Here is a 24,356-nt window from a genome sequence, read left to right as displayed (position 1 = left end):
GTCGCGGGGCCCTGTGCCGTCGTACGGGGTGCCGTTATTCGGCGGCGAGGGCGGCCTCGGCGTCGAGCGTGACGGCGACGGCCTGGATCACGGAGGCGATCTTGAAGGCCTCCTGGATCGTCTCGCGGTCGACGCCCGCCTTGCGCAGGACCTGCTCGTGCGAGTCCAGGCACTGGCCGCAGCCGTTGATCGCGGAGACCGCGAGCGACCACAGCTCGAAGTCGACCTTCTCCACGCCCGGGTTGCCGATGACGTTCATCCGCAGGCCCGCGCGCAGCGTGCCGTACTCGGGGTCGGAGAGCAGGTGCCGGGTGCGGTAGAAGACGTTGTTCATCGCCATGACCGCGGCGGCGGACTTGGCGGCGGTGTACGCCTCCGGCGAGAGGTTCGCCTTCGCCTCGGGCTCCAGCTCACGCAGGACGATGGCCGAGCGGGCGGCGATCGCGCAGGACAGGACTGTGCCCCACAGCTGCTGCTGCGGGAGGTCGCTGTTGCCGATGACCGAACCGAGGTTCAGCTTCAGGTCCTTGGCGAAGTCCGGTATGGCCGACTTCAGGGAGTCGAGGGACATCCGTCACTCACCGGCCAGCAGCGCGCCGGCGTCGATGGTGCTGTCACCCTTGTTCCAGTTGCACGGGCACAGCTCGTCGGTCTGCAGGGCGTCGAGGACCCGCAGGACCTCCTTGGGGTTACGGCCCACGGAACCGGCGGTCACCATCGAGAACTGGATCTCGTTGTTCGGGTCCACGATGAAGACGGCGCGCATCGGGAGGCCGTCCTCGCCCAGGATGCCCAGCTCGGTCGACAGCTCGCGCTTGATGTCGGACATCATCGGGAAGGGCAGGTCACGCAGGTCGGCGTGGTCCTTGCGCCAGGCGTGGTGCACGTACTCGGAGTCGAGCGAGAAGCCGAGGATCTGCGCGTCGCGGTCGGCGAACTCCTCGTTCAGCTTGCCGAAGGCGGCGATCTCGGTCGGGCACACGAAGGTGAAGTCCAGCGGCCACGCGAAGATGACCTTCCACTTGCCCTCGTAGGTCTTGTGGTCGATCTGCGCGAACTCGCTGCCGGCCTCGAGCGAGACACAGGCGGTCAGGTCGAAGGCGGGGAACTTGTCACCAACAGTGAGCACGCGCTCTCCTTATGCAGTGGAAAATAACCCTTTTGGGGGTTTTCCGATGGGGTTGGACGTATCTCACATGCTGACACACCTGCATTGATTACAGAAATAGCTACTCTTGTGCCGGGTGATCGGAGGTACCTATCAGTGGCTGTCAGTAGTAGGGGAGCGAAGCAACCGACGCTCGCGCAGCTGCGCGCCTTCGCGGCGGTCGCCGAGCACCTGCACTTCCGGGACGCCGCCGCGGCCATCGGCATGAGCCAGCCCGCGCTCTCCGGAGCCGTCTCCGCCCTGGAGGAGGCCCTCGGGGTGCAGCTGCTGGAGCGCACCACCCGCAAGGTGCTGCTCTCCCCGGCGGGCGAGCGGATCGCGGCGCGGGCGCAGGTGGTCCTCGACGCCATGGGCGGACTGCTGGAGGAGGCCGAGGCGGTACGGGCACCCTTCACCGGGGTCCTGCGGCTCGGGGTGATCCCCACGGTGGCGCCGTACCTGCTGCCGACCGTGCTCGGACTGTTCCACCGGCGCTACCCGCGCATGGACCTCCAGGTGCACGAGGAGCAGACCGCCTCGCTGCTGGAGGGCCTCGGCGGCGGACGCCTGGACCTGCTCCTGCTGGCGGTGCCGCTCGGCGTTCCCGGAGTGACCGAACTGCCGGTCTTCGACGAGGACTTCGTCCTGCTCGCACCCCGGGAGCACGCGCTGGCCGGGCGCCGGGACATCCCGCTGGAGGAACTGCGCGGACTGCAGCTGCTGCTGCTCGACGAGGGGCACTGCCTGCGGGACCAGGCCCTCGACATCTGCCGGGAGGCGGGCCGGACGACCGGTGCGGACGTCACGACGACCGCCGCCGGGCTGTCCACCCTCGTACAACTGGTCGCCGGGGGACTGGGGGTGACGCTGTTGCCGCGCACCGCGCTGCGCCTGGAGACCGCCCGCAACGAGTACCTGTCCACCGGGTACTTCGCCGAGCCCGCCCCCTCCCGGCGGATCGCCCTGGCCATGCGCTCCGGGACCGCCCGGCAGGAGGAGTTCAGGGCGATCGCCGCGGCCCTGCGCGAAGCCGTACGCCCGCTCCCGGTCTGGCCCACCGACTAGGGGGTGTCCTGCCGGTCAGGGCGGATCAGGGAGCGGGCGTACGGGGTCCGGGGGTCACAGCGTGAAGGTCACTCCGTGCGCAGGCCGTCCGGGCGCATCAGCCGCAGCAGCGGCGGCAGGCTGAGCAGGGTCACCACGACCACCACACCCGCGCCGGCCGCCGTCATCCCGAGCACCGACGCCCAGTCGATCCGGACCGGCTGGGCAGCCATGCCCATCAGGACGGCGCCCAGCCCCACGCCGACCCCGGCCGCCAGCACCAGGCCGAGCGCGATCGGCACGGCCGTCTGCCACAGCACCGACAGGCTCAGCGTGGAGCGCCTGGTGCCGAAGGCGACCAGGGAGGACAGCAGCCGCCGGCGCTCGCGCAACTGCTCCAGCTGGGAGACGAGCAGGCTTACGCCGATCAGGACCAGTACGGCGGTGGCGCCGAAGAACAGCCCCGTGCGGATCGAGGAGTAGCCGGCGGCCTCCTTGGTGTCCCGCAGTCTCATCGCCGTGACGAACGGGTCCGCCTTGAAGACGGCGTTGCGCGCCCGGTCCAGGGCGTCCGGACGGGACTCGTCGACCTGGACGTAGATCCGCGCGTCCGGGAAGTCGCCGATCTCCTTCGGCGCGGCCGACGGGGTGACCAGCAGGCCGCTGCGCAGCTCCCCGGTGGGGTCCGGCCGGCTGGGGACCGTGCGGGCGGCCGCCGGGACCTTCCACTTCACCGGACCGGGCCTGTCGGCCGTCCCGGACGCGGCCCCCCTGACGTTGCCGACGAACAGCTCGTCACCGGGCTTCGCCGTGTCCCCGTAGATGCCCGGTGAGTCCTGCGAGACCGGTGCGGGGGAGCCGGTCAGCACGAAGGCGTCGCCGTCCTTGCAGGAGTCGAGCGTCGCGACCTCACCGAGCGCGTCGCAGGTGCCGATGGTCAGCTCGACCGTCCCCTCCGCCGCGGGTACCTGGTGGGCGGCCTGCGCGGAGGTCAGCGGAACGGCGTGGGTGACGTCCTGCACGGCGGAGATCCGCTGCGCGAGGTCGTCGATGCGCGTCTGCGTATCGCGGTTCACCATGACCGCGACGGCGGCCCTGGCGGGATCCTGGCCGGTCGGCTTGGTGTAGTCGCCCTCGACGCCCGCGAAGAGCATCTGGAGGGCGATGGCGCCCGCTACGGCCACGGCGATGCCGTTGACGAGGCGGGCGGCGGCGCCGCTGTTGACCTGGAGCCGGCGCACGGCCAGCTGCCAGGAGACCGGGCCGCCGGACACCTTCGCGACGAACCGTTCGAGCAGCCAGGGCAGCAGCACGGTGATCCCGACCAGCAGCAGCACCACGCCTCCGGAGACCTGCCACTGGTTGAACCGGCCGTGGTCGTTGCCGCGGCCGCCCATGGGCACGAGCAGGCCGACCCCGACCAGCGGGAGCAGCAGCCGCCACCAGATGCGGCGCCGGGAGGGCTTGGCCGTACGGACGACGCCCAGCGGCTCGATGACCACACCGCGCAGCGCGAACAGGGTCACGGCCACCGCCGCCGCGGGCACCGCGAGGGCGACCAGGACGGCGAGCCAGGGCGCAGGGTCGAGGTCGGCGGGGAAGACGCTGCGCTGCTGGAGGCTGACGCTGCCGACCAGGGAGCGGCCGACGGCGAAGAAGCCGGTGCCCAGCACCAGTCCGACCAGAGAGCCGGCCAGCGCCTCGCCGGCCGCGATCCGGCGCACCATCCTGCCGTCGGCGCCGACCAGCCGCAGGGCGGCGAGCCGCCGGTCGCGCCGCTCCCCGCCGAAGCGGACGGCGGTGGCGATGAACACGGCGACCGGCATCAGCAGGGCGACGAACGTCAGGACCACCATCAGCATGAGCACGGGGTCGAGGCCCTCGCGGTCCGTGTCGTGGCCGAAGCCGGTGACGCGCTGGACGCGGTAGTCCTCGGGGCCGTTCTTCCGGAGGGTGTCGCTGCCCAGGTAGAAGAGCAGTTCGCCGGGGCCGACCAGCCCCGGGGCGCCGACGATCTCACTGACGCGCGCGTCGAGCCGCTCGCGCAGCAGGGCGCCGTCGGAGGACTTCAGCAACGCGTCGAGGGCGGGGGAGAGGGCGATCTCGCCCGGGCCGGGGATCCGCTTCAGACCGGGCGGCAGCGGGGCGTCCGGGCCCTCGGCCCGGACCATGTGCCCGTCGATGTCCTTGTGGTGGTACGTCTGGCCGATGCGGGCGATCAGCAGGGTTTCGGGCCCGGGGTCGTCGGCCCGCTCGGAGTTCAACGTCGACCGTGCGTCGCCGCGCTCGTACCGCTGGGCGAGGGCGCCGGGGATGGCGGTGCTGATCAGCAGCAGGGCGACGCCGAGACCGACGCCGACGCCGGTGAGCAGGGTGCGGATCCACCCTTCGCGGCCGCCGCCGAAGGCGAAGCGGGCGCCCATGCCGAGGTCGCGGGTCCAGACCTGGAGCCGGCTCATACGATCCGCTCCATGTCGCGGGATTTGCCGTCGCGTACGACGATCTCGCGGTCGGAGTAGGCGGCCACGCGCGTCTCGTGCGTCACCAGCACGACGGCCGCGTTCGCGGACCGGGCGGCCTCGGTGAGCAGTTGCATGACGAGTTCGCCGTTGAGGGAGTCGAGGGCTCCGGTGGGCTCGTCGGCGAAGATCACCCGGGGGCCGGTGACGAGGGCGCGGGCGACGGCCACGCGCTGCCCCTGGCCGCCGGATATCTCGCCGGGCCGCTTGGCTCCGAGGTCCTCCACCTGGAGCTGTTCCATCCAGCGCAGGGCGGTGCGTTCGGCCTCCTTGCGCTTGACGCCGGTCAGGCGCAGCGGGAGGGCGACGTTCTCCACACAGGTCAGCTCCGGTACGAGCTGGCCGAACTGGAAGACGAAGCCGAACTCGGTGCGGCGCAGCTCGCTGCGCTCGGCGTCGCTCATGGAGGTGAGCTCGCGGCCGGCGTAGGTGACGGAGCCGGAGTCGGGCGGGACGATGCCCGCGAGGCAGTGCAGCAGGGTCGACTTGCCCGAGCCGGAGGGGCCCATGACGGCGACGACCTCGCCGGCGTGGATGGAGAACTCGGCGCCGTCGAGGGCGTTGGTGGTCCCGTACGCCTTGCGCAGGTCCGTGGCCGCGAGCAGCGAGCCGGCCGGGGTCATCGGCGTACCTCCCGGGCGAGCTGGTCGAGGCGGGCCGCGGTGAGCTCCAGCCACCGCAGATCCGCCTCCAGGTGGAAGAGGGCGTGGTCGCACACGAGCTGGTCGGCGATGTCCCCCTTGCGCTTGCGCTGGGTGAGGATGCGCATGAGGCGCAGGTGCTCGGCGCGCTGGGTGTCCAGCAGCTCGTCGGCGCGGCGGCCGGTGAGCAGGGCGAGGACGACCTTGGTGTAGAGGGTCGAGTGGAGGTACGGCTCGGGCTTCTCGGGCTGCGCGAGCCAGGCCCCGACGTCGGTGATGCCGGCGTCGGTGATGGCGTACCGCTTGCGGTCGGGACCGCCGCCGCTCTCTATCCCGTCGACCTCGACGAGGCCGTTCTTCAGGAGGCGGGACATGGTCGAGTAGACCTGCCCGTACGCGAGGGGGCGGTCGTGGCCGAACTTCTCGTCGAAGGTGCGCTTGAGGTCGTAGCCGTGGCGCGGGCCGGCCTCGAGGAGGCCCAGGAGGGTGTGACCGATGGACATGGCACGACTCTACACCGTGTGTATACGCGGAGTGTATAGAAGGCGGGCGAGGGCCGGATGAGGGCCGTTCGCGGGGGATCGGGGGGATCAGGGGGATCGGCGCCCGGTCGGCGCCGGGCCCCGGAACGCCGCACGCCCGGTGGGGCCGGAGAACCGGCCCCACCGGGCGTGCGGGTCATTCCGAGGGCTTCGGGGGGCGTCCCCGGCGCGGGATGGGGCCGGGCGCCGAGGGGAGGCGTCCGGCCTCGGCGAGGGCCCGGCGGAGCAGGAACTCGATCTGCGCGTTGGCGCTGCGCAGTTCCTCGCCCGCCCAGCGGGCCAGCGCGTCGTACACCTGCGGGTCGAGCCGCAGCAGCACCTGCTTGCGCGCCTGCCGGCCCGCCGGCTTCTCCTCGCCGCCGGGGGTCACTGGTAGAGGGTTCCCGTGTTGACCACCGGCTGGGCGGCGCGGTCGCCGCACAGGACGACCATCAGGTTCGAGACCATGGCCGCCTTGCGCTCCGGGTCCAGGTCCACGATGTCCTGCTCCGCCAGCCGGGTCAGTGCCAGTTCCACCATGCCCACCGCGCCCTCCACGATCTGCTTGCGGGCCGCCACGACCGCGCCCGCCTGCTGGCGCTGGAGCATCGCGGAGGCGATCTCCGGAGCGTACGCGAGGTGCGTGAAGCGGGACTCGATGATGTGCACCCCGGCCGCGTCGACGCGCTCGCGCAGTTCGACCGCCAGCTTCTCGGTGATCTCCTCGGCGTTGCCGCGCAGCGACAGGCCGCCCTCGTCGTGCGCGTCGTAGGGGTACTCGATGGCGATGTGCCGGACCGCCGCCTCGGTCTGGGTCTCGACGAACTCCGTGAAGTCCTCGACCTCGAAGGTGGCCCGGGCCGTGTCCTCGACCCGCCACACCACGACCGCCGCCAGCTCGATCGGGTTGCCGTAGGCGTCGTTGACCTTCAGGACGGCCGTCTCGTGGTTGCGCACCCGGGTGGAGATCCGCTCGCGGGAGGTCAGCGGGTTGACCCAGCGCAGCCCGTCGGCGCGGACGGTGCCCTTGTAACGGCCGAACAGCTGGACGACCCGGGCCTCGCCCGGCGCCACCGTGTTCAGCCCGCACATCGCGAACGTGGAGACGAGGCCGAGGAGTACGCCGAGCGCTATCAGGGCCGCCTTGGCCGCGACGGCCGCGGATATCGAGCCGGCCACGATCAGGCCCGCACCCGCCAGCAGACCCAGCAGACCGAGCAGCAGTGCCAGTCCGCCGCCGACGCTGCGCGCGGTGAACTCCCGTACTCCGTCAGGGGTTGCGTTTTCGTTCGTCATGGTTTGCCCCGTTTCTCAGCTCACGGCCGGTCGGGCCGCCTAGCAAAGTGATATCACTTTTTTGCGCTACGGCAACCCTTCGGCTTAGGTGGGCGTCGGTTCCAATGACGCGGGTGCTGATTCTCACGTCCGAAATGACCGAAATTAGTCATGGTTGGCCAACTTTTGACACAGCCTGCGGTGTTAGCTTTCTGAGCTGACGTCGGGGGGGTAATCGAGCGGAGCGGGAGCGATGGGCCGAGCAGAAGTGCGTAAGGCGCAGCAGCAGCGCGGTGCGCGGCGTGCGCCGAGCGGACGCGCGCAGGGCACCGAGGGAAGCGGAAGTACCGGCAAACGCACCGGCATACGCCGCTTCTTCACCTGGAAGAAGATCCTGGGCACGTTCTTCGGGCTGGCCCTGCTCGGCATGGGCGCGCTGGTCGCCCTCTACTTCTACGTGGAAGAGCCGGACCCCAACAATCAGGCGCTCCAGCAGAGCAACGTCTACAAGTACTCAGACGGCACGATCATGGCCAGCAAGGGCAAGGTCAACCGCGAGATCCTGGCGATCGACAAGATCCCGATGGACGTGCAGGAGGCGTTCATTGCGATCGAGAACAAGTCCTTCCGCAACGACCAGGGTGTGGACTTCAAGGGTCTGGCCCGCGGTCTGTGGAACACGGCCACCGGGCGCGGCAAGGCCGGTGGCTCCACGATCACCCAGCAGTACGTCAAGAACTACTACTTGACGCAGGATCAGACGGCGAGCCGCAAGCTTAAGGAGCTGGTGATCTCCCTCAAGGTCGACCAGCGCATGAAGAAGCCCGAGATCCTCGCGGGCTACCTGAACACCAGCTACTTCGGGCGCGGCGCGTACGGCATCCAGGCGGCCGCCCAGGCCTACTACGGCGTCGACGTCGGTCAGCTGACGCTGGAACAGGGCGCGTACCTCGCCACCCTCGTCCAGGCGCCCAGCCAGTACGACTGGTCGACCGCCAGCGATGACACCAAGAAGCGGATCATGATCCGCTACGAGGCCACCTTCGTGAACATGGTCGAGAACGGCAAGCTGGACGAGGCCAAGCGCAAGACGCTGAAGTTCGCGGAGCCGATCCCGCCGCAGCCTCCGATGGGCATGGACGGCCAGAAGGGCTACTTGGTCCAGGCCGCCGAGGCCGAGCTCAACGCCCAGGGCGTCGAGAGGAAGCTGATCGACGCCGGCGGCTGGACGTTCACGCTGAACATCGACCCGAAGAAGCAGGAAGCGCTGGAGAAGGCCGTCCAGGACGAGCTGGAGTCCAAGCTCGACCGCAAGGACACCAAGGGCAAGCCCCAGGACCAGAGCGTGCAGGCCGGTGCCACCTCCGTGGACCCGAAGACCGGCGCGATCGTCGCGATGTACGGCGGTACGAGCCTGAAGGACCACTGGTCGAGCAACGCCCTGCGCAAGGACTACCAGCCGGGCTCGACCTTCAAGCCGGTCGTGCTCGCCTCCGCGCTGGAGAACGGGGCGAAGACCCAGGACGGCAAGCCGATCACGCCGAACGCGCTCTACGACGGCACCAGCAAGCGCGCGGTCGTCGGCAGCGACATCCCGTTCGCCCCGCAGAACCAGGAAGACCGCAACTTCGGCACCCCGATGATGACGGTCCAGGAGGCGACCAACTTCTCGGTCAACTCCGTCTACGCGCAGATGATCGTGGACGTCGAGCCGCGCAACGTGAAGAAGACGGCCCTGGCCCTCGGCATGAAGGACCGTGAGGGCTGGCCCGAGGACAAGCCGGCCATGTCGCTCGGCACCATGAGCGCCAACACCGTCGAGATGGCGGGCGTCTACGCCACCTTCGACAACCACGGCAAGAAGGTCACGCCGACCATCATCAAGAAGGCCGAGCACAAGGACCGCGAGGTCGCGCCCGCCCAGCCCGTCGGTTCCCAGGCCATCAGCCGCAAGACCGCCGACACCGTCACCAAGGTGCTCACGGGCGTAGTCAACGACGAGGGCGGCTCCGGCAACAAGGTCCGCAGCAGCTCCTACGAGGCCGCCGGCAAGACCGGTACCACCGAGAACAACGTCTCCGGCTGGTTCTCCGGGTTCACCCCGGAGCTGGTCACCGTCGTCGCGATCTTCGGTGAGGAGCCCGCCACCGCCAAGCAGGTCACCCTGACCGGTACGGCCGGCCTCGGACGACTGGGCGGCTCCAGCTTTCCGGCCTCGATCTGGAAGGCGTACACGGTCGCCGTCCTCAAGGGCAACGCGGGCAAGTTCCAGCTGAGCGAGGCGGAGATGGGCGCCGTCCAGACGCCGTCCCGCAGCGCCTCGCCGACACCGTCGGCGTCGCCGTCCTCCAGCGCCCCGGCGGCCAGCAGCAGCCCGCCGGCGTCCCCGACGCCGACCCCGACGCCCACGGCGACCAAGACGACCACGACGTCGCCGACCCCGACGACGCCGACCCCGACGCCCACGGCGACCAAGACCAACGGTCCCAAGCCGCCGGACCCGCCGCTGGTGCCCGAGCGCTAGGCCCTGCCGGCCCACGACAGACCGCCGCCCCGCAGCCTTCCAAGGCTGCGGGGCGGCGGTCTTCGCCTTCTTCTCGCCGTCCCGCGATCAGCGCCGCTCGGGCGTCCCCGGCAGCGACAGCTCGAACCAGACGACCTTTCCGCTGCTGAGCCGCGTCGCACCCCAGCGGCGGGCCATCCGGTTGACCAGGAACAGGCCGCGGCCGCCCTCGTCGGTGTCCCGCGCCCGGCGCTGGCGCGGCAGCTGCGGCGAGTCGTCGCCGACCTCGCAGCGCAGTACGTCCGTACGCAGCAGGCGCAGGGTCACGGGCCGCTCCGCGTACCGGACGGCATTGGTGACCACCTCGCTGACCAGCAGCTCCAGCGAGTCGCTCAGCTCCTCCAGGCCCCACCGGGTCAGGGCGCGGCGGGCGAACCGGCGGGCCCGGCCCGGGGCGGTCTCCTCCGGGTCCAGGAACCAGTACGCGACGTCGCTGGGCGCGATCCCGTCGAACCGGGCCGCGAGCAGCGCGATGTCGTCGTCCCGGTCACCCGGGCCGAGCATGTCCAGGACGTCGTCGCAGAGCGCCTCCAGCGGCGGCGGGTGGTCCAGGCCGGTCAGCTGGGCGGTGGTGGCGAGGCGCTCGCGGAGCTGCTCGATGCCGGTCCACACGTCCCGCAGGCGCGATTCCACCAGTCCGTCGGTGTAGAGCAGCAGGGTGCCCCGGCGGGCGCGTCCAGCTCCACGGCCTCGAAGTCCACGCCGCCGACGCCGATGGGGGCGCCCGGGGGTACGCGGAGCACCTCGGCGCGGCCGCCCAGGTGCAGCAGCACCGGCGGCGGATGGCCCGCGTTGGCGATGGTGATCCGGTGCGCGACGGGATCGTAGACGGCGTACAGGCAGGTGGCCATGCGGTCGGAGCCGAGGCGCTGCGCCTGCTCGTCCAGGTGGTGCAGGACCTCGGCGGGCGGCAGGTCCAGCTGTGCCAGGGTCTGTGCGGTGGTGCGCAGCTGGCCCATGATCGCGGCGGAGGTCATGGAGTGGCCCATGACGTCGCCGACGACGAGCGCGACGCGGCTGCCGGGCAGCGGTATGGCGTCGTACCAGTCGCCGCCGACCCGGGCCGTCTCGGCGGCGGGCAGATAACGCGAGGCGAGCCGCACCCCGGTGGGCTGCGGGAGGCTGTCGGGCAGCATGGTGCGCTGCAACTCGTCGGCGATGTAGGCCTCGCGGCCGTACAGCACCGCCTTGTCGATGCCGAGCGCGGTGTGGGTGGCCAGCTGGGCGGCGACCAGGAGGTCGTTCTGCTCGAAGGCGGGACGCTCGGGGCTGCGCAGGAAGACGGCGGCGCCGATCACCCGGCGGCGGCCGCGCAGGGGCGCGAGGACGGCCCGGTTGCCGCGCGGCAGCGGGTGGTCCACGCCGAGCAGCTCCGGCAGTGCGGCCCGGGCGGCGGCGGAGGACCCGAAGACGGGCCGTACGCCGCGCAGCACCTCGGCGAGCGCGCCGCCGGGCCGGATCTCGCACAGCTCGGCCGCGGGCAGGTCACCCTGCGGGCCGACCAGCGGCAACTGGCTGAAGTCGAGCTCGCCGGTGGCCCCCGCGGCCCCGGCGAGGTCCATCCCCGCGCCGATGGTGCTGCTGATGTCGGTCAGGTCGTCGATCGGCCGGAGCCGGTCGGTGCGCCGGAGCCTTAAAACGACCGGGCCGACGGGCCGCTCGTCGCCGACCGGGAGCGGGTCGCGCAGGTAGACGAGGATGGCGTCCGAGAAGGTCGGCACAGTGGCCCGGCACAGACCCAGCACGATCTCGTCGAGGTCGATGCCGCGGGCGATCCGCCGGGTGGCGGCGCCGACGAAGCGCAGCCGGTCCCCCTCGCGGCGTGCGGCGGTCACCTCTCCGGCGGGTACGGCGGCCCCGCCACCCCCGTGGCGTCCGGCTCCGCCGTCACCGCTCATGAGCGGGCCGGCCGCGAGGCCGTCGTCGTCATCGGTCATGTCGTCACTCCCGCCGCGCGGGCGTGGGGCCTCGGCGGGACCGTCGTGCCCGGTCGCGCCGATCGACGCGTCGAAGGCGCTCGCACCGGGCCGGGGACGGGCCGCGCCCTGGCCGGGTTCGGCCGCGGCCGGTACCTCGCCGGGGGCGGCCGCGTTGCGGCGGGGCCGGGGGAGCCCGGCGGAACCGCCCGCGCCCGCCGCCGAGCGGGCCGCGCGCGCGTCGGAGGCCGCCGCGGCAGCCGCACCGTCCGGCTCCGCCGCCGGGCCGGTACCGGCGCTCGCGGCATGCGTGCGTACGGCCTCGGTGGCGGCGATGGGCGCCTTGCCGTGGCCGGCCTCGTCCGTACCTCCGCCGGAGGCGACGGGCTGCGGGCCCTCCTGGGAGGTGGGGTACTCCGTCACGCGTGGATTTCCGTCCGTTTGCGCTCGATGTGCGCTGCACTCAACTCGGTCAGTCGCGGTATACCCGCTCAGCGGCCCGGGCACCATCACCCCGAGGTTCCTGCCCCAAACTTCTCTCCCAACCTCCGGCCGGGAGGTGCCCCTGACGGACCCCCGCCCCCTCGTCGCCTCTCGTCGTGCGTCCGACCTCCGGTCAGATCCTGTGCGCGGAGCGACACTTGCACAACGGTGCATCCACCGCACCGTCCCGCGCGCGTGATCTCGTGGAGGACGATCCTACGTTTGAACCCTGGGGGCGCATCAAGGGTCTCATGACGTCATATGCGCCGGGGTTCGGTCCCAGTCCTCCGGAAGGGCCGGAATCCTCCAGGCCGGATCCGGCCGCCAGTCCTCCCAGCCGCCGGAGAACGGGGCTCCCCATTCGCTGATCACCTCGACCGCCGCGCGGCCTGCCTCCCTTACCCGGTCGGCCTGCTCACGGTCCATCAGGCCGCACCGCTGCGCCTGCGCGAACTCGTCCTCGTCCAGCCACTTCCAACTGCGGTCCGGGTAGACGGCGATGTCCAGGAAGTGGTCCACGGAATCCACCCCGCCGGCCCAGCGCGAGCGCGGCTCCTCCAGGTTCACGTACCAGTTCTCGAACTGCCAGCCGGGGCCCCAGAACAACCACACCGACCAGGAGTCCCCCGGCCGGGCCAGTTTCAGGACACCACCGCCGAACCAGCGCGACCGTACGGTCGTCCGCGGCGCCGTGTAGCGGGTGGCGAGCGGTTCCTGGTGGACGGAGGTGCCGTCGGCGAGGACCGGCTTGACGCACTCGGTGCCGGGGGCCATCCACACCGCCAGCAGCTCGTCCGTGTCCTGGACCACGGTCACCGGGCGGCAGATGTGGACCGGGCCCTTCAGCCCCGGGGCGTGATCGCGGTAGCGCCAGAGGATCTGCTCCCCGGGTGCCCAGCGCGGGCCCTGCGCGGGGCTCCGCGGCGCGCTCCGCGCCGCGGAGTTCCCGGGCTTGAAAGTACCTGTCATGCGCAGATCTTAGGGCGGGGGTCCCCGCGCCCGCTGCGGCGCAGGTCACCGGGGGGTTCGGCGATGAGAATCGACCGGATCCGGCCCCCGCCCGCGGGTGCGGCCGGACGGGTCAGGGGTGCGTCATGCGCAGCACGTCGAGGGCCTCGTCGAGCTGCTCCAGGGTGAGGGCGCCGCGCTCCACGTAACCGGACTCCAGGACCACCTCCCTGATCGTCTTGCGCTCGGCGAGGGACCTCTTGGCGACCTTGGCCGCCTCCTCGTAGCCGATGTAGCGGTTGAGCGGGGTGACCACGGAGGGCGAGGACTCGGCGTATTCCCTGGCCCGGGCCTCGTTGGCGGTGATCCCGTCGATCGTGCGGTCGGCCAGCAGGCGGCTCACGCTGCCGAGCAGCCGGATCGATTCGAGGAGGTTCCTGGCCATCACCGGGAGCATCACATTGAGCTCGAAATTGCCGGCCGCGCCCGACACGGCGACGGCCGCGTCGTTCCCCATGACCTGTGCGGCGACCATCAGGACGGCCTCCGGGACCACCGGATTGACCTTCCCGGGCATGATCGAGGAGCCCGGCTGGAGATCCGGGAGATTGATTTCGGCCAAACCGGTGCGCGGTCCGGAAGCCATCCAGCGAAGGTCGTTGGAGATCTTGGTGAGGGAGACGGCGATCGTGCGGAGCATTCCGGAGGTTTCCACGAGGGCGTCCCGGGCCCCCTGCGCCTCGAAGTGGTCGCGGGCCTCGGTCAGCGGCAGCCCGGTCGTGGCGGCGACCTCGGCGATCACCGCTGCGGAGAACCCGGGCGGGGTGTTGATGCCGGTGCCCACCGCGGTGCCGCCCAGCGGCAGTTCGGCCAGCCGCGGCAGGGCCGCCCGCAGCCGCTCGACGCCGTAGCGGATCTGGACGGCGTACCCGCCGAACTCCTGGCCGAGCGTGACCGGGGTGGCGTCCATCAGGTGGGTCCGCCCGGCCTTGACGACCTGCGCGAACTCGGCGGCCTTGCGCTCCAGCGCGGCCGCCAGGTGTTCCAGGGCCGGGATCAGCTCGCCGGTGACGGCGGCGGTGGCGGCGATGTGGATGGACGAGGGGAACACGTCGTTGGAGCTCTGCGAGGCGTTGACGTGGTCGTTGGGGTGGACCTCGCGGCCCAGGCGCTCGGTGGCGAGGGTGGCGATCACCTCGTTGGTGTTCATGTTGGACGAGGTTCCGGAGCCGGTCTGGAAGACGTCCACGGGGAAGTGTTCGTCCCAGCGGCCGTCCGCGACCTCGGCGGCGGCGGAGCGGATCGCGTCGGCGACGTCCTGGTCCACCACGCCGAGCTTCGCGTTCACCACGGCCGCGGCCGCCTTGATCCGGGCGAGTGCCTCGATGTGGGCGCGCTCCAACCGCTGCCCGGAGATGGGGAAGTTCTCGACCGCGCGCTGGGTCTGGGCACGCCATTTGGCGTGCCGGGGCACCCGTACGTCGCCCATGGAGTCGTGCTCGATCCGGAACGCGTCGGCCTGCTGGTCATCCGTCATGTCTGTGGCCTCCTCAAAAAGTTGAGCAATTGTCTTGTTCGAAGTGTTCCCAACTCCCCTACCGGCCAGTAAATACCGGGGGTAACACCCACTTCCGGGGAGGCGTTCCATGGCACGTGCCCGTACGGGACCCATGCTCAGATCTACCTTCGCCGCCGCCGCGGCGATCGCGGCCGCCCTGGGGGGTGTCACCGCCATCACCCCCATGGCCCAGGCGGCGCCCGCCTCCGGGGCCGTCGCCGTGCCGCTGTCGCCCGAGCTTGAGGCCATCCGGGCGGCGGAGGCCACCAAGATCTACGGCGACCCGGCCGTACGTCCGCTGAACGAGCGCAAAACCGGCCTGATCTCGCTGGGCGACAGCGAGATTTCGGGCGAGGGCGTCGGCAACTACGACCCCGCGACCAACACGCCGGACAACCAGTGCCACCGTTCGCCGGACGCGGCCGTCCACCGCACCGGCATACCGGCCGACCTGACCTTCAACGTCGCCTGCTCCGGCGGCTACACCGGCAACATCAGGATCGGCGGCAGCAGGCAGTACGCCGACGAGCTGGTGCAGAGCGACAACCTGGCCGTCAAGGCGCGCAACACGAAGATCAAGATGGTCCTGCTGGTCGCCGGGGCCAACGACGACCTCCAGTTCGGCCCGGTCATGACGGACTGCGTGACCCGCTGGGTGCTCAGCCAGGGTACCTGCGAGCCCAAGTACGGGCCCGGCTGGCAGGCGCGCGTCGACGGCCTGAAGCCCAAGGTGGAGGCCACGGTCGGGGACCTCAGGACCGTCATGCGCGACGCCGGCTACGCCGACTCCGACTACAGGCTCGTCGTGATGGGCTACCCCAGCCCCATCGGGCCCGACTTCTACGACAACCCGAACTTCCCCGGCAAGCTGCCCGGCGGCTGTGCCGGCTACGACTCCGACGCCGCCTGGGGCCGCAACTACGCGGTGCCCGCCTTCGAGAAGGGCATGCGCGCGGCGGCCCTCGCCTCCGGCGCGGTGTACCTGGACAACTCGCGGCTCTTCCACGGCCACGAGGTCTGTATGGAGGACACCTGGGCGCGCGGCCTCTACCTGGACCTCGGGGACCACTTCCCGTGGGACGAGAACACCGCCCGTCAGTCCTTCCACCCCAACTACCGCGGCCACGGCGCCTTCGCGTCGTGTCTGACCCAGCTCTACAACTCGGGCCTGCGCGAGGCCTCCTGCGCCGATCCCGCGAGCACCGGGACGCCCGTCCTGCAGGCCGGGGCCTGGGACGACAAGTTCAAGGCCGTCAAGAACGAGGCGACCGGCAACTGTCTCGACTCCTTCGGCGGCTCCAGCGCCGATGAAACCAAGATCGTCGGATGGGACTGCCACGGCGGCCGCAACCAGGGCTGGTGGTACGACAGCGTCCGCAGGTCCGTCCACATCGAACTGACCCAGGACCGCTGCCTCGACGCCCCCGGCGCCAACTACGGCTCCGGCACCGGCCTGATCATCTGGAACTGCCACGGCGGCGCGAACCAGCAGTTCGTTCGCGACGGCGCCACCTTCCGCCCCGCCGCCGCCCCGGGCATGTGCCTGACGGTGGCCGCCGCCCACGAGCCGCTGCGCCTGCAGACCTGCAACGGGTCCGCCAGCCAGCGCTTCGTGTAACCGCCCCGCACCCGCAGACCCCCCACGCCCGGCCGGCGCACCCCGGCCGGGTGTTTCCATGCCGGGCCGGGTGCCCTGCGGAGCGTTCTCGTGTTCGGCGAACGCATGTCCGCTGCTCAGAGGGGGTGTTGTGGCAGGGTGACCGTGGCCCCCCGCCCTCCGGCGGGCGCCGACCTGATGCCTCGTTTCCACGTAAGGGTGAGTCCGATCCTCGTAGCAGCCGCAGCTCTCCTCCTGGCCCTCCCGGCCGGGGCCTTCCTCCTCGCCAAGGTGGTGCACCTGCCGGCGACCCGAAGGCCGGGCATGAGCCGCGGCGCCGTCGGCCCCTGGGTGGAATGGGCCGCCGCCTGCCTGTGCGTCGCCGTCCTCGCCTTCGCCCTGGGCGGCCTCAGCGGCTTCGACTCCCGCCCCACGCGGCCCTGCCTCGCGGAACGCGCCGAACAGTTCGGCCCCCAGTCCCACCGGACGCCCGACGGCGACATAAAGATCACCTCACGGTACTTCCCCCAGTCGAAGGTGTGCGCGTTCCCCGACGGCACCAGCGTCGAGCTCGTCCCGGGCTGGACCAATCCCCTGCTCGTGATCGCGCTGGCCGGCGTCGCCGCCTGCGGCGTCGCCGCCTGCGGCGTTGGCGCCGTGCGCGCCGGCTCCTCGTCGAGGTCCCCGCGCACCGCGGGGCGGCGGGCCTGACCGGTCCCGCCGCCGGGCCGCGCCTCAGCGGCTCTCCAGCTGCTCCCGTACCTGCCTGGGCCGGTTGGTGATGATCGTGTCCACGCCGAGCCGCAGGCACAGCTCCACGTCCTGCGGCTCGTCCACCGTCCACACCCGCACCGACAGCCCCTTCGCCTTCAGCCGGGCCACCAGCCCCGGGTCCCGGCGTACGAGGTCGATGCCCGGGCCCGCGTGGGTCGCGTACGGCGGGCGCACCGGGCGCAGCCGCCGCTCCATCAGGTAGACGGCGGGCAGGCCGGGCACGAGGCGGTGCAGCCGGGTCAGGGCGCTGCGCGAGAAGCTCATCACCTCGACCAGCCCGGCCGCGCCGTCGGCCAGCCCGTACTCCCGGAGCATCCGCACCAGCTCGGCCTCCAGCCGGCCGCCGGCCCGGGTCGGGTGCTTGGTCTCGACGGCGAGCCCGACCGGCCGGGGCGCGGCCAGCGCCTCCCGGAGCAGGTCCTCGAAGAGCAGCACCCGGGCCCCGGCGTGCCCGGACCCCTTCCACGCCCCGAAGTCGAGCGCGGACAGCTGCTCGTAGGTCATCTCGGAGACCACCCCGCGCCCGTCCGAGGTCCGCTCCACCCGCCGGTCGTGCACACACACCAGCTTGTGGTCGGCGGTGAGGCGTACGTCGCATTCGAGCGCGTCGGCCCCGTCGGCGATGGCCTGCCGGTAGGCGGCGAGGGTGTGCTCGGGGTGCTCTTCGGAGGCCCCGCGGTGGGCGACCACCCGAACGGTGCGGGCGGTGGCGGGGAGCATGGACTGCCGGTTCATGGCACAGACGTTATCCGGATGCGGTGACCGGCCCGCTGCCGCATGCTGCCCGGAAGCCGGAACAGGAGATGTACGTCGTCCTGCACTGCGAGCCGTGCGGGGAGTGCGTCGATGACGACCGTCAGTCCATCGAGGACGGGCAGCTGTGCTGGGCGTCGTCCTACGTCTGCCCGCGGTACGCCGTCCAGTGGCGCGACCGCGGCCGGGGCGTACCGCCGCCGTGGATCCGGGAGCGCATCGTGGCCCGGGAGGGCGCGGTCCACCTGCCGGCCGGCGGCCTTGACGGGGTGCCGGTCGCCGTGCTGCGCCGGGTGTACGGGCTGACGATCGCCGAGGTGACGGCCGCGCGGAAGTCGGGGCACCGGGCCACCCCCGTTGAGGCCCGGTACCTGTCGGATCCGACGCCGTGACGACGACTACGACTACGACTACGACTACGACGACGGCTTCGGCCGCGGGGCCAGGGGCGCCGGGGTGACCTTGAACCCGCCCTTGGTGACCTCGGTGAAGGGGGCCGGGGCCATGCACGTGCCCACACGGGGCTCGGACACCGATCCGTCGGCCTTCACGTCGGCGTTGGCGATGCCCCACGAGAAGCCCACCCGGTCGGGCCCGCCGCGTTCCCCGTCCTGGACGCTGATCCCGATCCGCTTGCCCTCCCAGCCGACGTTCGAGGACGTGACCACCGCGGTGATCGTGGCCGTTTTGCCGCCGGTGACCATGCAGTCCACCTCCGCCTCGGCGACGCCGGTGAAGTTCGCGTCGGGCATGGCGTGGTAGACGGTCACCTTGCCGCGCGCGTCGACCGGCATGCCCTGTTCCCCGCCCGGGGCCGGGAAGGGCCTGCTCCACGGGGCGGCGTCGGCGTCGACGGTGAAGCGGATGTCGTGCTCCTTCGGGACGTAGGGGTAGGACACCGTCCCGCCGCCGTGCACCGAGGCGAGCTTCGGCGCGGCCGGGGCCGCGGGGGCCGGAGCCGCGCCGATCAGCGTCGCCACCAGGGCGGCGGCGGTTCCGGCCAGGATGAGTGCGCGCTTGCGGTTCTTCATCGTGAACTCCCGTTGAAAGTGAGGCCGTTCGGCTACGGGAAAAGCCTCGCCGGGAGCCCGCCGGCCTGCCATCTGCCGATGGGCGGATATGCCTGAGGGCCTCTCCCCCGAACGGGGGAGAGGACCTCAGGCGGGGCAAGAGCCCCCGGCGCGGGGCGCCAGGGGCTCTTGGCGTAAGTGCCGGCTACGCCAGACCCGGACCGCGGACCGGGATGTGGGTGAACGTCGGCTCCGGGGCCGGGTTCTGGAAGAAGTCGTTGCCCTTGTCGTCGACCACGATGAAGGCCGGGAAGTCCTCGACCTCGATCTTCCAGACCGCCTCCATGCCGAGCTCCTCGTACTCCAGGACCTCGACCTTCTTGATGCAGTCCTGGGCCAGGCGCGCCGCCGGGCCGCCGATCGAGCCCAGGTAGAAGCCGCCGTGGGCACCGCACGCGTCCGTCACCTGCTGGGAGCGGTTGCCCTTGGCCAGCATGACCTTGGAACCGCCCGCCGCCTGGAACTGCTCGACGTAGGAGTCCATGCGGCCGGCCGTGGTCGGGCCGAAGGAGCCCGACGCGTAGCCCTCGGGGGTCTTCGCGGGACCCGCGTAGTAGACCGGGTGGTCCTTCAGGTACTGCGGCATCTCCGCGCCGGAGTCCAGCAGCTCCTTGATCTTGGCGTGCGCGATGTCGCGCGCCACGACCAGCGGGCCGGTGAGGGAGAGGCGGGTCTTCACCGGGTGCCTGGTCAGGGTCGCCAGGATGTCGTCCATCGGCTGGTTCAGGTCGATCTTGACGACGTCCGCCGAGTCGTTCAGGTGCTCGTCCGTGGTGTCCGGCAGGAAGCGCGCCGGGTCCGTCTCCAGCTGCTCCAGGAAGACGCCCTCGGCGGTGATCTTCGCGGTGGCCTGGCGGTCCGCCGAGCAGGACACGGCGATGGCGACCGGCAGGGACGCGCCGTGCCGGGGGAGGCGCACGACGCGCACGTCGTGGCAGAAGTACTTGCCGCCGAACTGCGCGCCGATGCCGATCTTCTGGGTCAGCTCGAAGACCTGCTGCTCCAGGGCCTCGTCGCGGAAGCCGTGGCCCAGCGGGGAGCCCTCGCGGGGCAGCTCGTCCAGGTAGTGCGCCGAGGCGTACTTGGCGGTCTTCAGCGCGTGCTCGGCGGAGGTGCCGCCGACCACGATCGCCAGGTGGTAGGGCGGGCAGGCCGCCGTACCGAGCGAGCGGATCTTCTCCTCCAGGAACTTCATCATGGAGGCCTCGTTGAGGACCGCCTTGGTCTCCTGGTAGAGGAAGGACTTGTTGGCCGAGCCGCCGCCCTTGGCCATGAAGAGGAACTTGTACGCGCCGCCGTCGGTCGCGTACAGCTCGATCTGCGCGGGCAGGTTCGAGCCGGTGTTCTTCTCCTCCCACATGGTGAGCGGCGCCATCTGCGAGTAGCGCAGGTTGAGGCGGGTGTACGCGTCGTAGATGCCGCGGGAGAGGGCCGCCTCGTCACCGCCCTCGGTCAGTACGTTCTGGCCGCGCTTGCCCATGACGATTGCCGTGCCCGTGTCCTGGCACATCGGCAGGACGCCAGCCGCCGCGATGTTCGCGTTCTTGAGGAGGTCGAGGGCGACGAACTTGTCGTTCGAGGAGGCCTCGGGGTCGTCGATGATGCGGCGCAGCTGCGCGAGGTGCGCGGGGCGCAGGAAGTGCTGGATGTCGTGGATGGCCTCTTCGGCGAGCTTGCGCAGCGCCTCCGGCTCCACCTTGAGGAACGTACGGCCGTCCGCCTCGAAGGTGGACACGCCCTCGGCGGTCACCAGCCGGTACGGGGTGGTGTCCTCGCCCAGGGGCAGCAGGTCGGTGTACGCAAACTCTGGCATGACGGCAGTCATTCCTCACTCGGCAGACGGCGCTGGCGACCAATTGGCAGCGCGGTTAACCAGCGTAGGACCTCTCCCCGGGGGCGTGTCTGTGAGGTAAGGCTCACTCGGCAGTATCGCGATCTATCGTGTCTGGCTATGCTGGGCGTCGTGGACCTGGAAAAGCACCCCGCCGCCCCCGCCCCCGCACCCGCTCCCGAGACGGCCGCCCCCGCCGGGCTGCGCGCCTCCGACGCGGACCGGGACCGGATCGCGCAGATCCTCGGCGACGCCCTCGCCGAAGGCCGGCTGACGGCCGAGGAGCATTCCGACCGCCTGGACACGCTCTACGCGGTCAAGACCGTCGGCGAGCTGGAAGTGCTCGTACGGGATCTGCCCGCGCCCGGTGGCGTCCATGCCGCGCCCGCCTTCGCGGGCCCCTCCACCGCCCCGGGCGGCCCCGCCGAGACCATAGTGGCCGTGTGCAGCAGCTCGGCCCGCAAGGGCCGCTGGCGGCCGGGCGCGCACACCCGCGCGATCTCGGTCATGGGCGACATCAACATCGACCTCACCGAGGCGGTCTTCGAACAGCAGGTCACCGAGATCAACGTGACCTGTGTCCTCGGCAACGTCGAGGTCCTGGTCCCGGAGAACGTCACCCTGCGCGGCTACGGCAGCGGGGTCCTCGGCAACTTCGAGGTGCGCGGCGAAGGCCGGGGCGAGAGCGACCCGCAGGCACCGGTCGTGATCGTGCGGGGCTTCGCCCTGCTGGGCAACATCGAGGCGCGGCCCAAGCCCGGCGCCCGCCTGGTGGACCTGGCCCGCAAGCTGCGCAAGCGCCTGGACGGCTGAGCCCTGAGCCGTGAGCCCTGAGCCCGCACGGCCCGGCGCGCCTCGGGTCCGGCGAAATCCGGCCGACGGTCCACCAGGGCACCCCCTGACGACAACCAAGCGGGAACTGCCCGACCGGGCGTACGCGACCCTGCGCGAGGCCGTCGCGGGGTACCCGACTGCGCCGCGGCGCACCCGCCGGCCTTCCCCGGGCGGGATCCCCGATGGGCCGCACCCGCGGCGTGACGGCCCGCCAGGCGGGGTCTCGTTTCGGACGAACCCCCCGCGGCCCATGGCGCACGGTGCATAGGGGCGCGTACAGCGGGTAGGGACAGGTGCGTCGTCTCTCGCTCACGTATACGTCGTCAGGAGTAGACCGTGCCGCATCCGCCGCATCAGTCCTTGCAGGTAGCCGCCGTCCAGAGTTTTCCGGGGCGCGCGGCGGCCGTGCCGAAGCCGCGGGTGCCGGCGAGGGCGGAGGACGGCCCATGGCATGCGGAGGCGGTGTGCCGCCGAGACGAGGCGGGGCTCTTCTTCGCGCCGTCCAAGGAGCCGACCGCGTCCCGGCTCTCCCGCGAGGAGGCCGCCAAGCGCGTCTGCGCCCGCTGCCCGGTGATGGTCGCCTGCCGCGAGCACGCACTGCTCCAGCCCGAGCCGTACGGGGTGTGGGGCGGGCTCACCGCGGCCGAGCGCCGGGTGGTGCTGGCGCGGATGCGGCGCAGGGCCGCCGAGCTGCGCCAGGCCCCGGGGGCCGGGCCGATCGCCGCGGCGGGCTGAGCCGGTCGCCGGTCGCGGGTCGCCCGCGGGTCACCCGTGGCCGACCGCCGGGGCGCCGGATGCCGGACTGCGGAGCCGGACGCCGGAGCCGGACGTGGATGTGCGAGAGGGGCGGTCCCGCCGCACGCGGTGACCGCCCCTCTCGCTTCCTCACGCCGGTGACTAGTGCGCGCGGTCGAAGTCGATCGCGCTGTACGCACGCAGCTTCGACAGGCGGTGCGTGGAGTCGATCCGCCGGATCGTGCCCGACTTCGAGCGCATGACCAGCGAGGACGTCGTCGCGGTCTCCGAGCGGTAGTGGACACCGCGCAGCAGCTCGCCGTCGGTGATGCCGGTGGCGACGAAGAAGACGTTCTCGCCGGACACCAGGTCGTTCGTGGTCAGGACGCGGTCGAGGTCGTGACCGGCGTCGAGCGCGCGCTGGCGCTCGGCCTCGTCCTTCGGCCAGAGCTTGCCCTGGATGGTGCCGCCGAGGCACTTTATGGCGCACGCCGAGATGATGCCCTCGGGGGTGCCGCCGATGCCGAGGAGCAGGTCGACGCCGGTGCCCTCGCGCACGGCCATGACCGAGCCCGCGACGTCGCCGTCGGAGATGAACTTGATCCGGGCGCCGGTCTCGCGGATCTCCTTGACGATGCCCTCGTGGCGGGGGCGGTCCAGGATGACCACGGTGACGTCCTCGACGGCCATGTTCTTGGCCTTGGCGACCCGGCGGATGTTCACCGAGACGGGTGCGTTGATGTCGACGAAGTCGGCGGCCTCGGGACCGGTGACCAGCTTCTCCATGTAGAACACCGCGGACGGGTCGAACATGGTGCCGCGGTCGGCGGCCGCCAGGACGGCGATGGCGTTCGGCATGCCCTTGGCGTTCAGGGTGGTGCCGTCGATCGGGTCGACGGCGATGTCGACCTCGGCGCCCGTGCCGTCGCCGACCCGCTCGCCGTTGAAGAGCATGGGGGCCTCGTCCTTCTCCCCCTCGCCGATGACGACGACGCCGTTCATCGAGACGGTGGAGATGAGGGTGCGCATCGCGTTGACCGCGGCACCGTCCGCGCCGATCTTGTCACCGCGTCCGACCCACCGGCCCGCGGCCATGGCGGCGGCCTCGGTGACCCGTACGAGTTCGAGTGCGAGGTTGCGGTCGGGGGCCTCCGGAGAGACTTCGAGCTGGGGCGGCAGGTTGTGCTCGGTCATCGGAGCGCACCTTTCTGTACGGCGACGGCCGGGAAGTGAGGGTGCTGGAACTCTATCGGTACATCGACATATTGAGCAGGGCGGGTCACGTATGAGCGGCGTATCGGTCAGCCGATTGTCCTGAGCGGACGTCTTGCGGTCCTCCAGGTCTTTCCGGGAGCCCCGGGACTCTCCGGGACTCTCCAGGGTCCGCCGACGCGCGCCGCACCGCGACCCCGGCGGTGATCGCCGCCCCGTGATGCGGGACGATGGGTCCCGTGGCAGGTATGAAAGGCAAGCAGACGGTCTGGGACATGGTCCGGTCGCTGGGGGTGATCGGCATCGTCGTCGCCGGGATCTACCTCTTCGTCCCGCATGACGAGAAGGCCGATCCGACGCGCACGGTCGACTACCGGGTGGAAACCCTGACGGCCCGGCGCGCGGCCCCGTATCCGGTGGCGGCCCCCGTGGGGCTCCAGGAGCAGTGGCGGGCGACCTCGGTGACGTACGAGCGCAAGAACGCCAACGCCTGGCACCTGGGCTTCCTCGACCCGGATCAGCAGTACGCGGCGGTGGAGCAGTCCACGGACACCTCGGCGAAGTACCTCGCCAAGGTCACCCAGCACGCGACGGCCACCGGGCAGACGCAGCAGGTCGGCGACCTGACCTGGGAGCGCTGGGACGGCGAGAAGTACGACGCCCTCGTCCGGCAGGAGCAGGGCCACGTCACGGTGGTGACCGGCACGGCCTCCTTCGAGCAGCTCGGTGCGCTGGCGGCGGCACTGGAGTTCAAGCAGGGCAAGTAGCCCTTGCAGGGCGCGCAGGGCCTCGCGCACCTGCGCGGAACGCGTACGCGAGAAGGGGCGGGGGGGGGGGGGGGGGGGGGGGGGGGGGGCGCCGGGCGGGGGGGGGGGGGGGGGGGGGGGGGGGGGGGGGGGGGGGGGGGGGGGGGGGGGGGCCGCGGCGCGGGGGGT

21 protein-coding genes and 1 pseudogene are annotated in these 24,356 nt (G+C 71.6%); 8 read left to right on the top strand and 14 right to left on the bottom strand.

Features of this window, described 5'->3' with window-relative positions:
• Positions 1–34: 34 nt before the first annotated feature.
• Both ACFY04_RS11765 and ACFY04_RS11760 read right to left on the bottom strand, forming a co-directional pair.
• Positions 35–571 (bottom strand): alkyl hydroperoxide reductase, encoded by a 537-nt coding sequence (locus ACFY04_RS11765; protein WP_202199938.1) that lies wholly within the window; start codon positions 569–571, stop codon positions 35–37.
• Between the two features lie 3 nt (positions 572–574).
• Positions 575–1,129 carry a peroxiredoxin gene (locus ACFY04_RS11760; protein ID WP_389115896.1) on the bottom strand — a complete coding sequence of 185 codons (555 nt, stop codon included), beginning with the start codon at positions 1,127–1,129 and terminating at the stop codon, positions 575–577.
• Between the two features lie 135 nt (positions 1,130–1,264).
• Here ACFY04_RS11760 and ACFY04_RS11755 point away from each other — a divergent pair, with 135 nt between their 5' ends.
• The gene (locus tag ACFY04_RS11755; RefSeq protein WP_389115895.1) at positions 1,265–2,212 is read left to right on the top strand and encodes a hydrogen peroxide-inducible genes activator; all 948 of its coding nucleotides are present in this window, start codon (positions 1,265–1,267) and stop codon (positions 2,210–2,212) included.
• Positions 2,213–2,280: 68 nt separating this feature from the next.
• Here the strand turns inward: ACFY04_RS11755 and ACFY04_RS11750 are convergent, their stop codons facing one another.
• The 5 genes from ACFY04_RS11750 to ACFY04_RS11730 form a co-directional block, all read right to left on the bottom strand.
• On the bottom strand, positions 2,281–4,650 hold the full coding sequence (locus ACFY04_RS11750; RefSeq protein WP_389115892.1) for an FtsX-like permease family protein: 2,370 nt from the start codon (positions 4,648–4,650) through the stop codon (positions 2,281–2,283).
• On the bottom strand, positions 4,647–5,333 hold the full coding sequence (locus ACFY04_RS11745; protein WP_389115890.1) for an ABC transporter ATP-binding protein: 687 nt from the start codon (positions 5,331–5,333) through the stop codon (positions 4,647–4,649). Before ACFY04_RS11745 ends, ACFY04_RS11750 begins: the two co-directional genes overlap by 4 nt.
• Complete coding sequence (locus tag ACFY04_RS11740) at positions 5,330–5,854, bottom strand: PadR family transcriptional regulator (RefSeq protein ID WP_389115887.1); 525 nt, start codon at positions 5,852–5,854, stop codon at positions 5,330–5,332. Before ACFY04_RS11740 ends, ACFY04_RS11745 begins: the two co-directional genes overlap by 4 nt.
• 175 nt (positions 5,855–6,029) lie before the next feature.
• The gene (locus ACFY04_RS11735) at positions 6,030–6,314 is read right to left on the bottom strand and encodes a hypothetical protein (RefSeq protein WP_382551162.1); all 285 of its coding nucleotides are present in this window, start codon (positions 6,312–6,314) and stop codon (positions 6,030–6,032) included.
• On the bottom strand, positions 6,260–7,168 hold the full coding sequence (locus ACFY04_RS11730) for an SPFH domain-containing protein (RefSeq protein WP_389115884.1): 909 nt from the start codon (positions 7,166–7,168) through the stop codon (positions 6,260–6,262). Before ACFY04_RS11730 ends, ACFY04_RS11735 begins: the two co-directional genes overlap by 55 nt.
• Positions 7,169–7,400: 232 nt before the next feature.
• On the opposite strand from ACFY04_RS11730, the gene ACFY04_RS11725 reads away from it, so the two are divergent.
• Positions 7,401–9,671 (top strand): transglycosylase domain-containing protein, encoded by a 2,271-nt coding sequence (locus ACFY04_RS11725; RefSeq protein WP_389115882.1) that lies wholly within the window; start codon positions 7,401–7,403, stop codon positions 9,669–9,671.
• A gap of 87 nt (positions 9,672–9,758) precedes the next feature.
• On the opposite strand, the pseudogene ACFY04_RS11720 reads toward ACFY04_RS11725, so the two are convergent.
• The 3 genes and pseudogenes from ACFY04_RS11720 to ACFY04_RS11710 all read right to left on the bottom strand — a co-directional run bounded on the left by ACFY04_RS11720 (position 9,759) and on the right by ACFY04_RS11710 (position 14,594).
• Positions 9,759–11,608, bottom strand: a pseudogene (locus ACFY04_RS11720) (SpoIIE family protein phosphatase).
• A gap of 750 nt (positions 11,609–12,358) precedes the next feature.
• A complete protein-coding gene (locus ACFY04_RS11715) occupies positions 12,359–13,078 on the bottom strand; it encodes a DUF402 domain-containing protein (RefSeq protein ID WP_389115880.1) in 720 nt (239 codons plus the stop codon).
• A gap of 112 nt (positions 13,079–13,190) precedes the next feature.
• The gene (locus ACFY04_RS11710) at positions 13,191–14,594 is read right to left on the bottom strand and encodes a class II fumarate hydratase (RefSeq protein WP_389115877.1); all 1,404 of its coding nucleotides are present in this window, start codon (positions 14,592–14,594) and stop codon (positions 13,191–13,193) included.
• 109 nt (positions 14,595–14,703) lie between these two features.
• Here ACFY04_RS11710 and ACFY04_RS11705 point away from each other — a divergent pair, with 109 nt between their 5' ends.
• Positions 14,704–16,233 (top strand): ricin-type beta-trefoil lectin domain protein, encoded by a 1,530-nt coding sequence (locus ACFY04_RS11705; RefSeq protein WP_389115874.1) that lies wholly within the window; start codon positions 14,704–14,706, stop codon positions 16,231–16,233.
• A gap of 198 nt (positions 16,234–16,431) precedes the next feature.
• Complete coding sequence (locus tag ACFY04_RS11700; RefSeq protein WP_389115873.1) at positions 16,432–16,923, top strand: hypothetical protein; 492 nt, start codon at positions 16,432–16,434, stop codon at positions 16,921–16,923.
• Between the two features lie 24 nt (positions 16,924–16,947).
• Here the strand turns inward: ACFY04_RS11700 and ACFY04_RS11695 are convergent, their stop codons facing one another.
• The gene (locus ACFY04_RS11695) at positions 16,948–17,721 is read right to left on the bottom strand and encodes a glycerophosphodiester phosphodiesterase family protein (protein WP_314253667.1); all 774 of its coding nucleotides are present in this window, start codon (positions 17,719–17,721) and stop codon (positions 16,948–16,950) included.
• 23 nt (positions 17,722–17,744) lie between these two features.
• On the opposite strand from ACFY04_RS11695, the gene ACFY04_RS11690 reads away from it, so the two are divergent.
• Entirely contained in the window at positions 17,745–18,131 is a 387-nt protein-coding gene (locus ACFY04_RS11690; RefSeq protein WP_389115870.1) for a hypothetical protein, read from the top strand.
• 24 nt (positions 18,132–18,155) lie between these two features.
• Here the strand turns inward: ACFY04_RS11690 and ACFY04_RS11685 are convergent, their stop codons facing one another.
• Both ACFY04_RS11685 and ACFY04_RS11680 read right to left on the bottom strand, forming a co-directional pair.
• Complete coding sequence (locus ACFY04_RS11685) at positions 18,156–18,770, bottom strand: hypothetical protein (RefSeq protein ID WP_389115868.1); 615 nt, start codon at positions 18,768–18,770, stop codon at positions 18,156–18,158.
• 184 nt (positions 18,771–18,954) lie between these two features.
• Positions 18,955–20,622 (bottom strand): fumarate hydratase, encoded by a 1,668-nt coding sequence (locus tag ACFY04_RS11680; protein WP_389115866.1) that lies wholly within the window; start codon positions 20,620–20,622, stop codon positions 18,955–18,957.
• Positions 20,623–20,772: 150 nt separating this feature from the next.
• Here ACFY04_RS11680 and ACFY04_RS11675 point away from each other — a divergent pair, with 150 nt between their 5' ends.
• Together ACFY04_RS11675 and ACFY04_RS11670 are read left to right on the top strand one after the other, a co-directional pair.
• Positions 20,773–21,453 carry a DUF1707 domain-containing protein gene (locus tag ACFY04_RS11675; protein ID WP_389115865.1) on the top strand — a complete coding sequence of 227 codons (681 nt, stop codon included), beginning with the start codon at positions 20,773–20,775 and terminating at the stop codon, positions 21,451–21,453.
• Positions 21,454–21,810: 357 nt separating this feature from the next.
• Positions 21,811–22,209, top strand: coding sequence for a WhiB family transcriptional regulator (locus ACFY04_RS11670; RefSeq protein WP_389115862.1), 399 nt, complete (start codon positions 21,811–21,813; stop codon positions 22,207–22,209).
• A gap of 162 nt (positions 22,210–22,371) precedes the next feature.
• Here the strand turns inward: ACFY04_RS11670 and glpX are convergent, their stop codons facing one another.
• Complete coding sequence (glpX, locus tag ACFY04_RS11665) at positions 22,372–23,403, bottom strand: class II fructose-bisphosphatase (RefSeq protein ID WP_030011229.1); 1,032 nt, start codon at positions 23,401–23,403, stop codon at positions 22,372–22,374.
• A 266-nt stretch (positions 23,404–23,669) separates the two neighbouring features.
• Here glpX and ACFY04_RS11660 point away from each other — a divergent pair, with 266 nt between their 5' ends.
• Positions 23,670–24,188: a DUF4245 domain-containing protein gene (locus ACFY04_RS11660; protein WP_389116030.1), complete on the top strand. Its 519-nt coding sequence runs from the start codon at positions 23,670–23,672 to the stop codon at positions 24,186–24,188.
• Positions 24,189–24,356: the final 168 nt, after the last annotated feature.

Source organism: Streptomyces sp. NPDC001549 (genome assembly GCF_042894025.1).
Taxonomy (GTDB): domain Bacteria; phylum Actinomycetota; class Actinomycetes; order Streptomycetales; family Streptomycetaceae; genus Streptomyces; species Streptomyces kutzneri.
The sequence above is the reverse complement of the archived record's forward strand: the minus strand, read 5'-3'. Positions and strand labels throughout refer to the sequence as shown.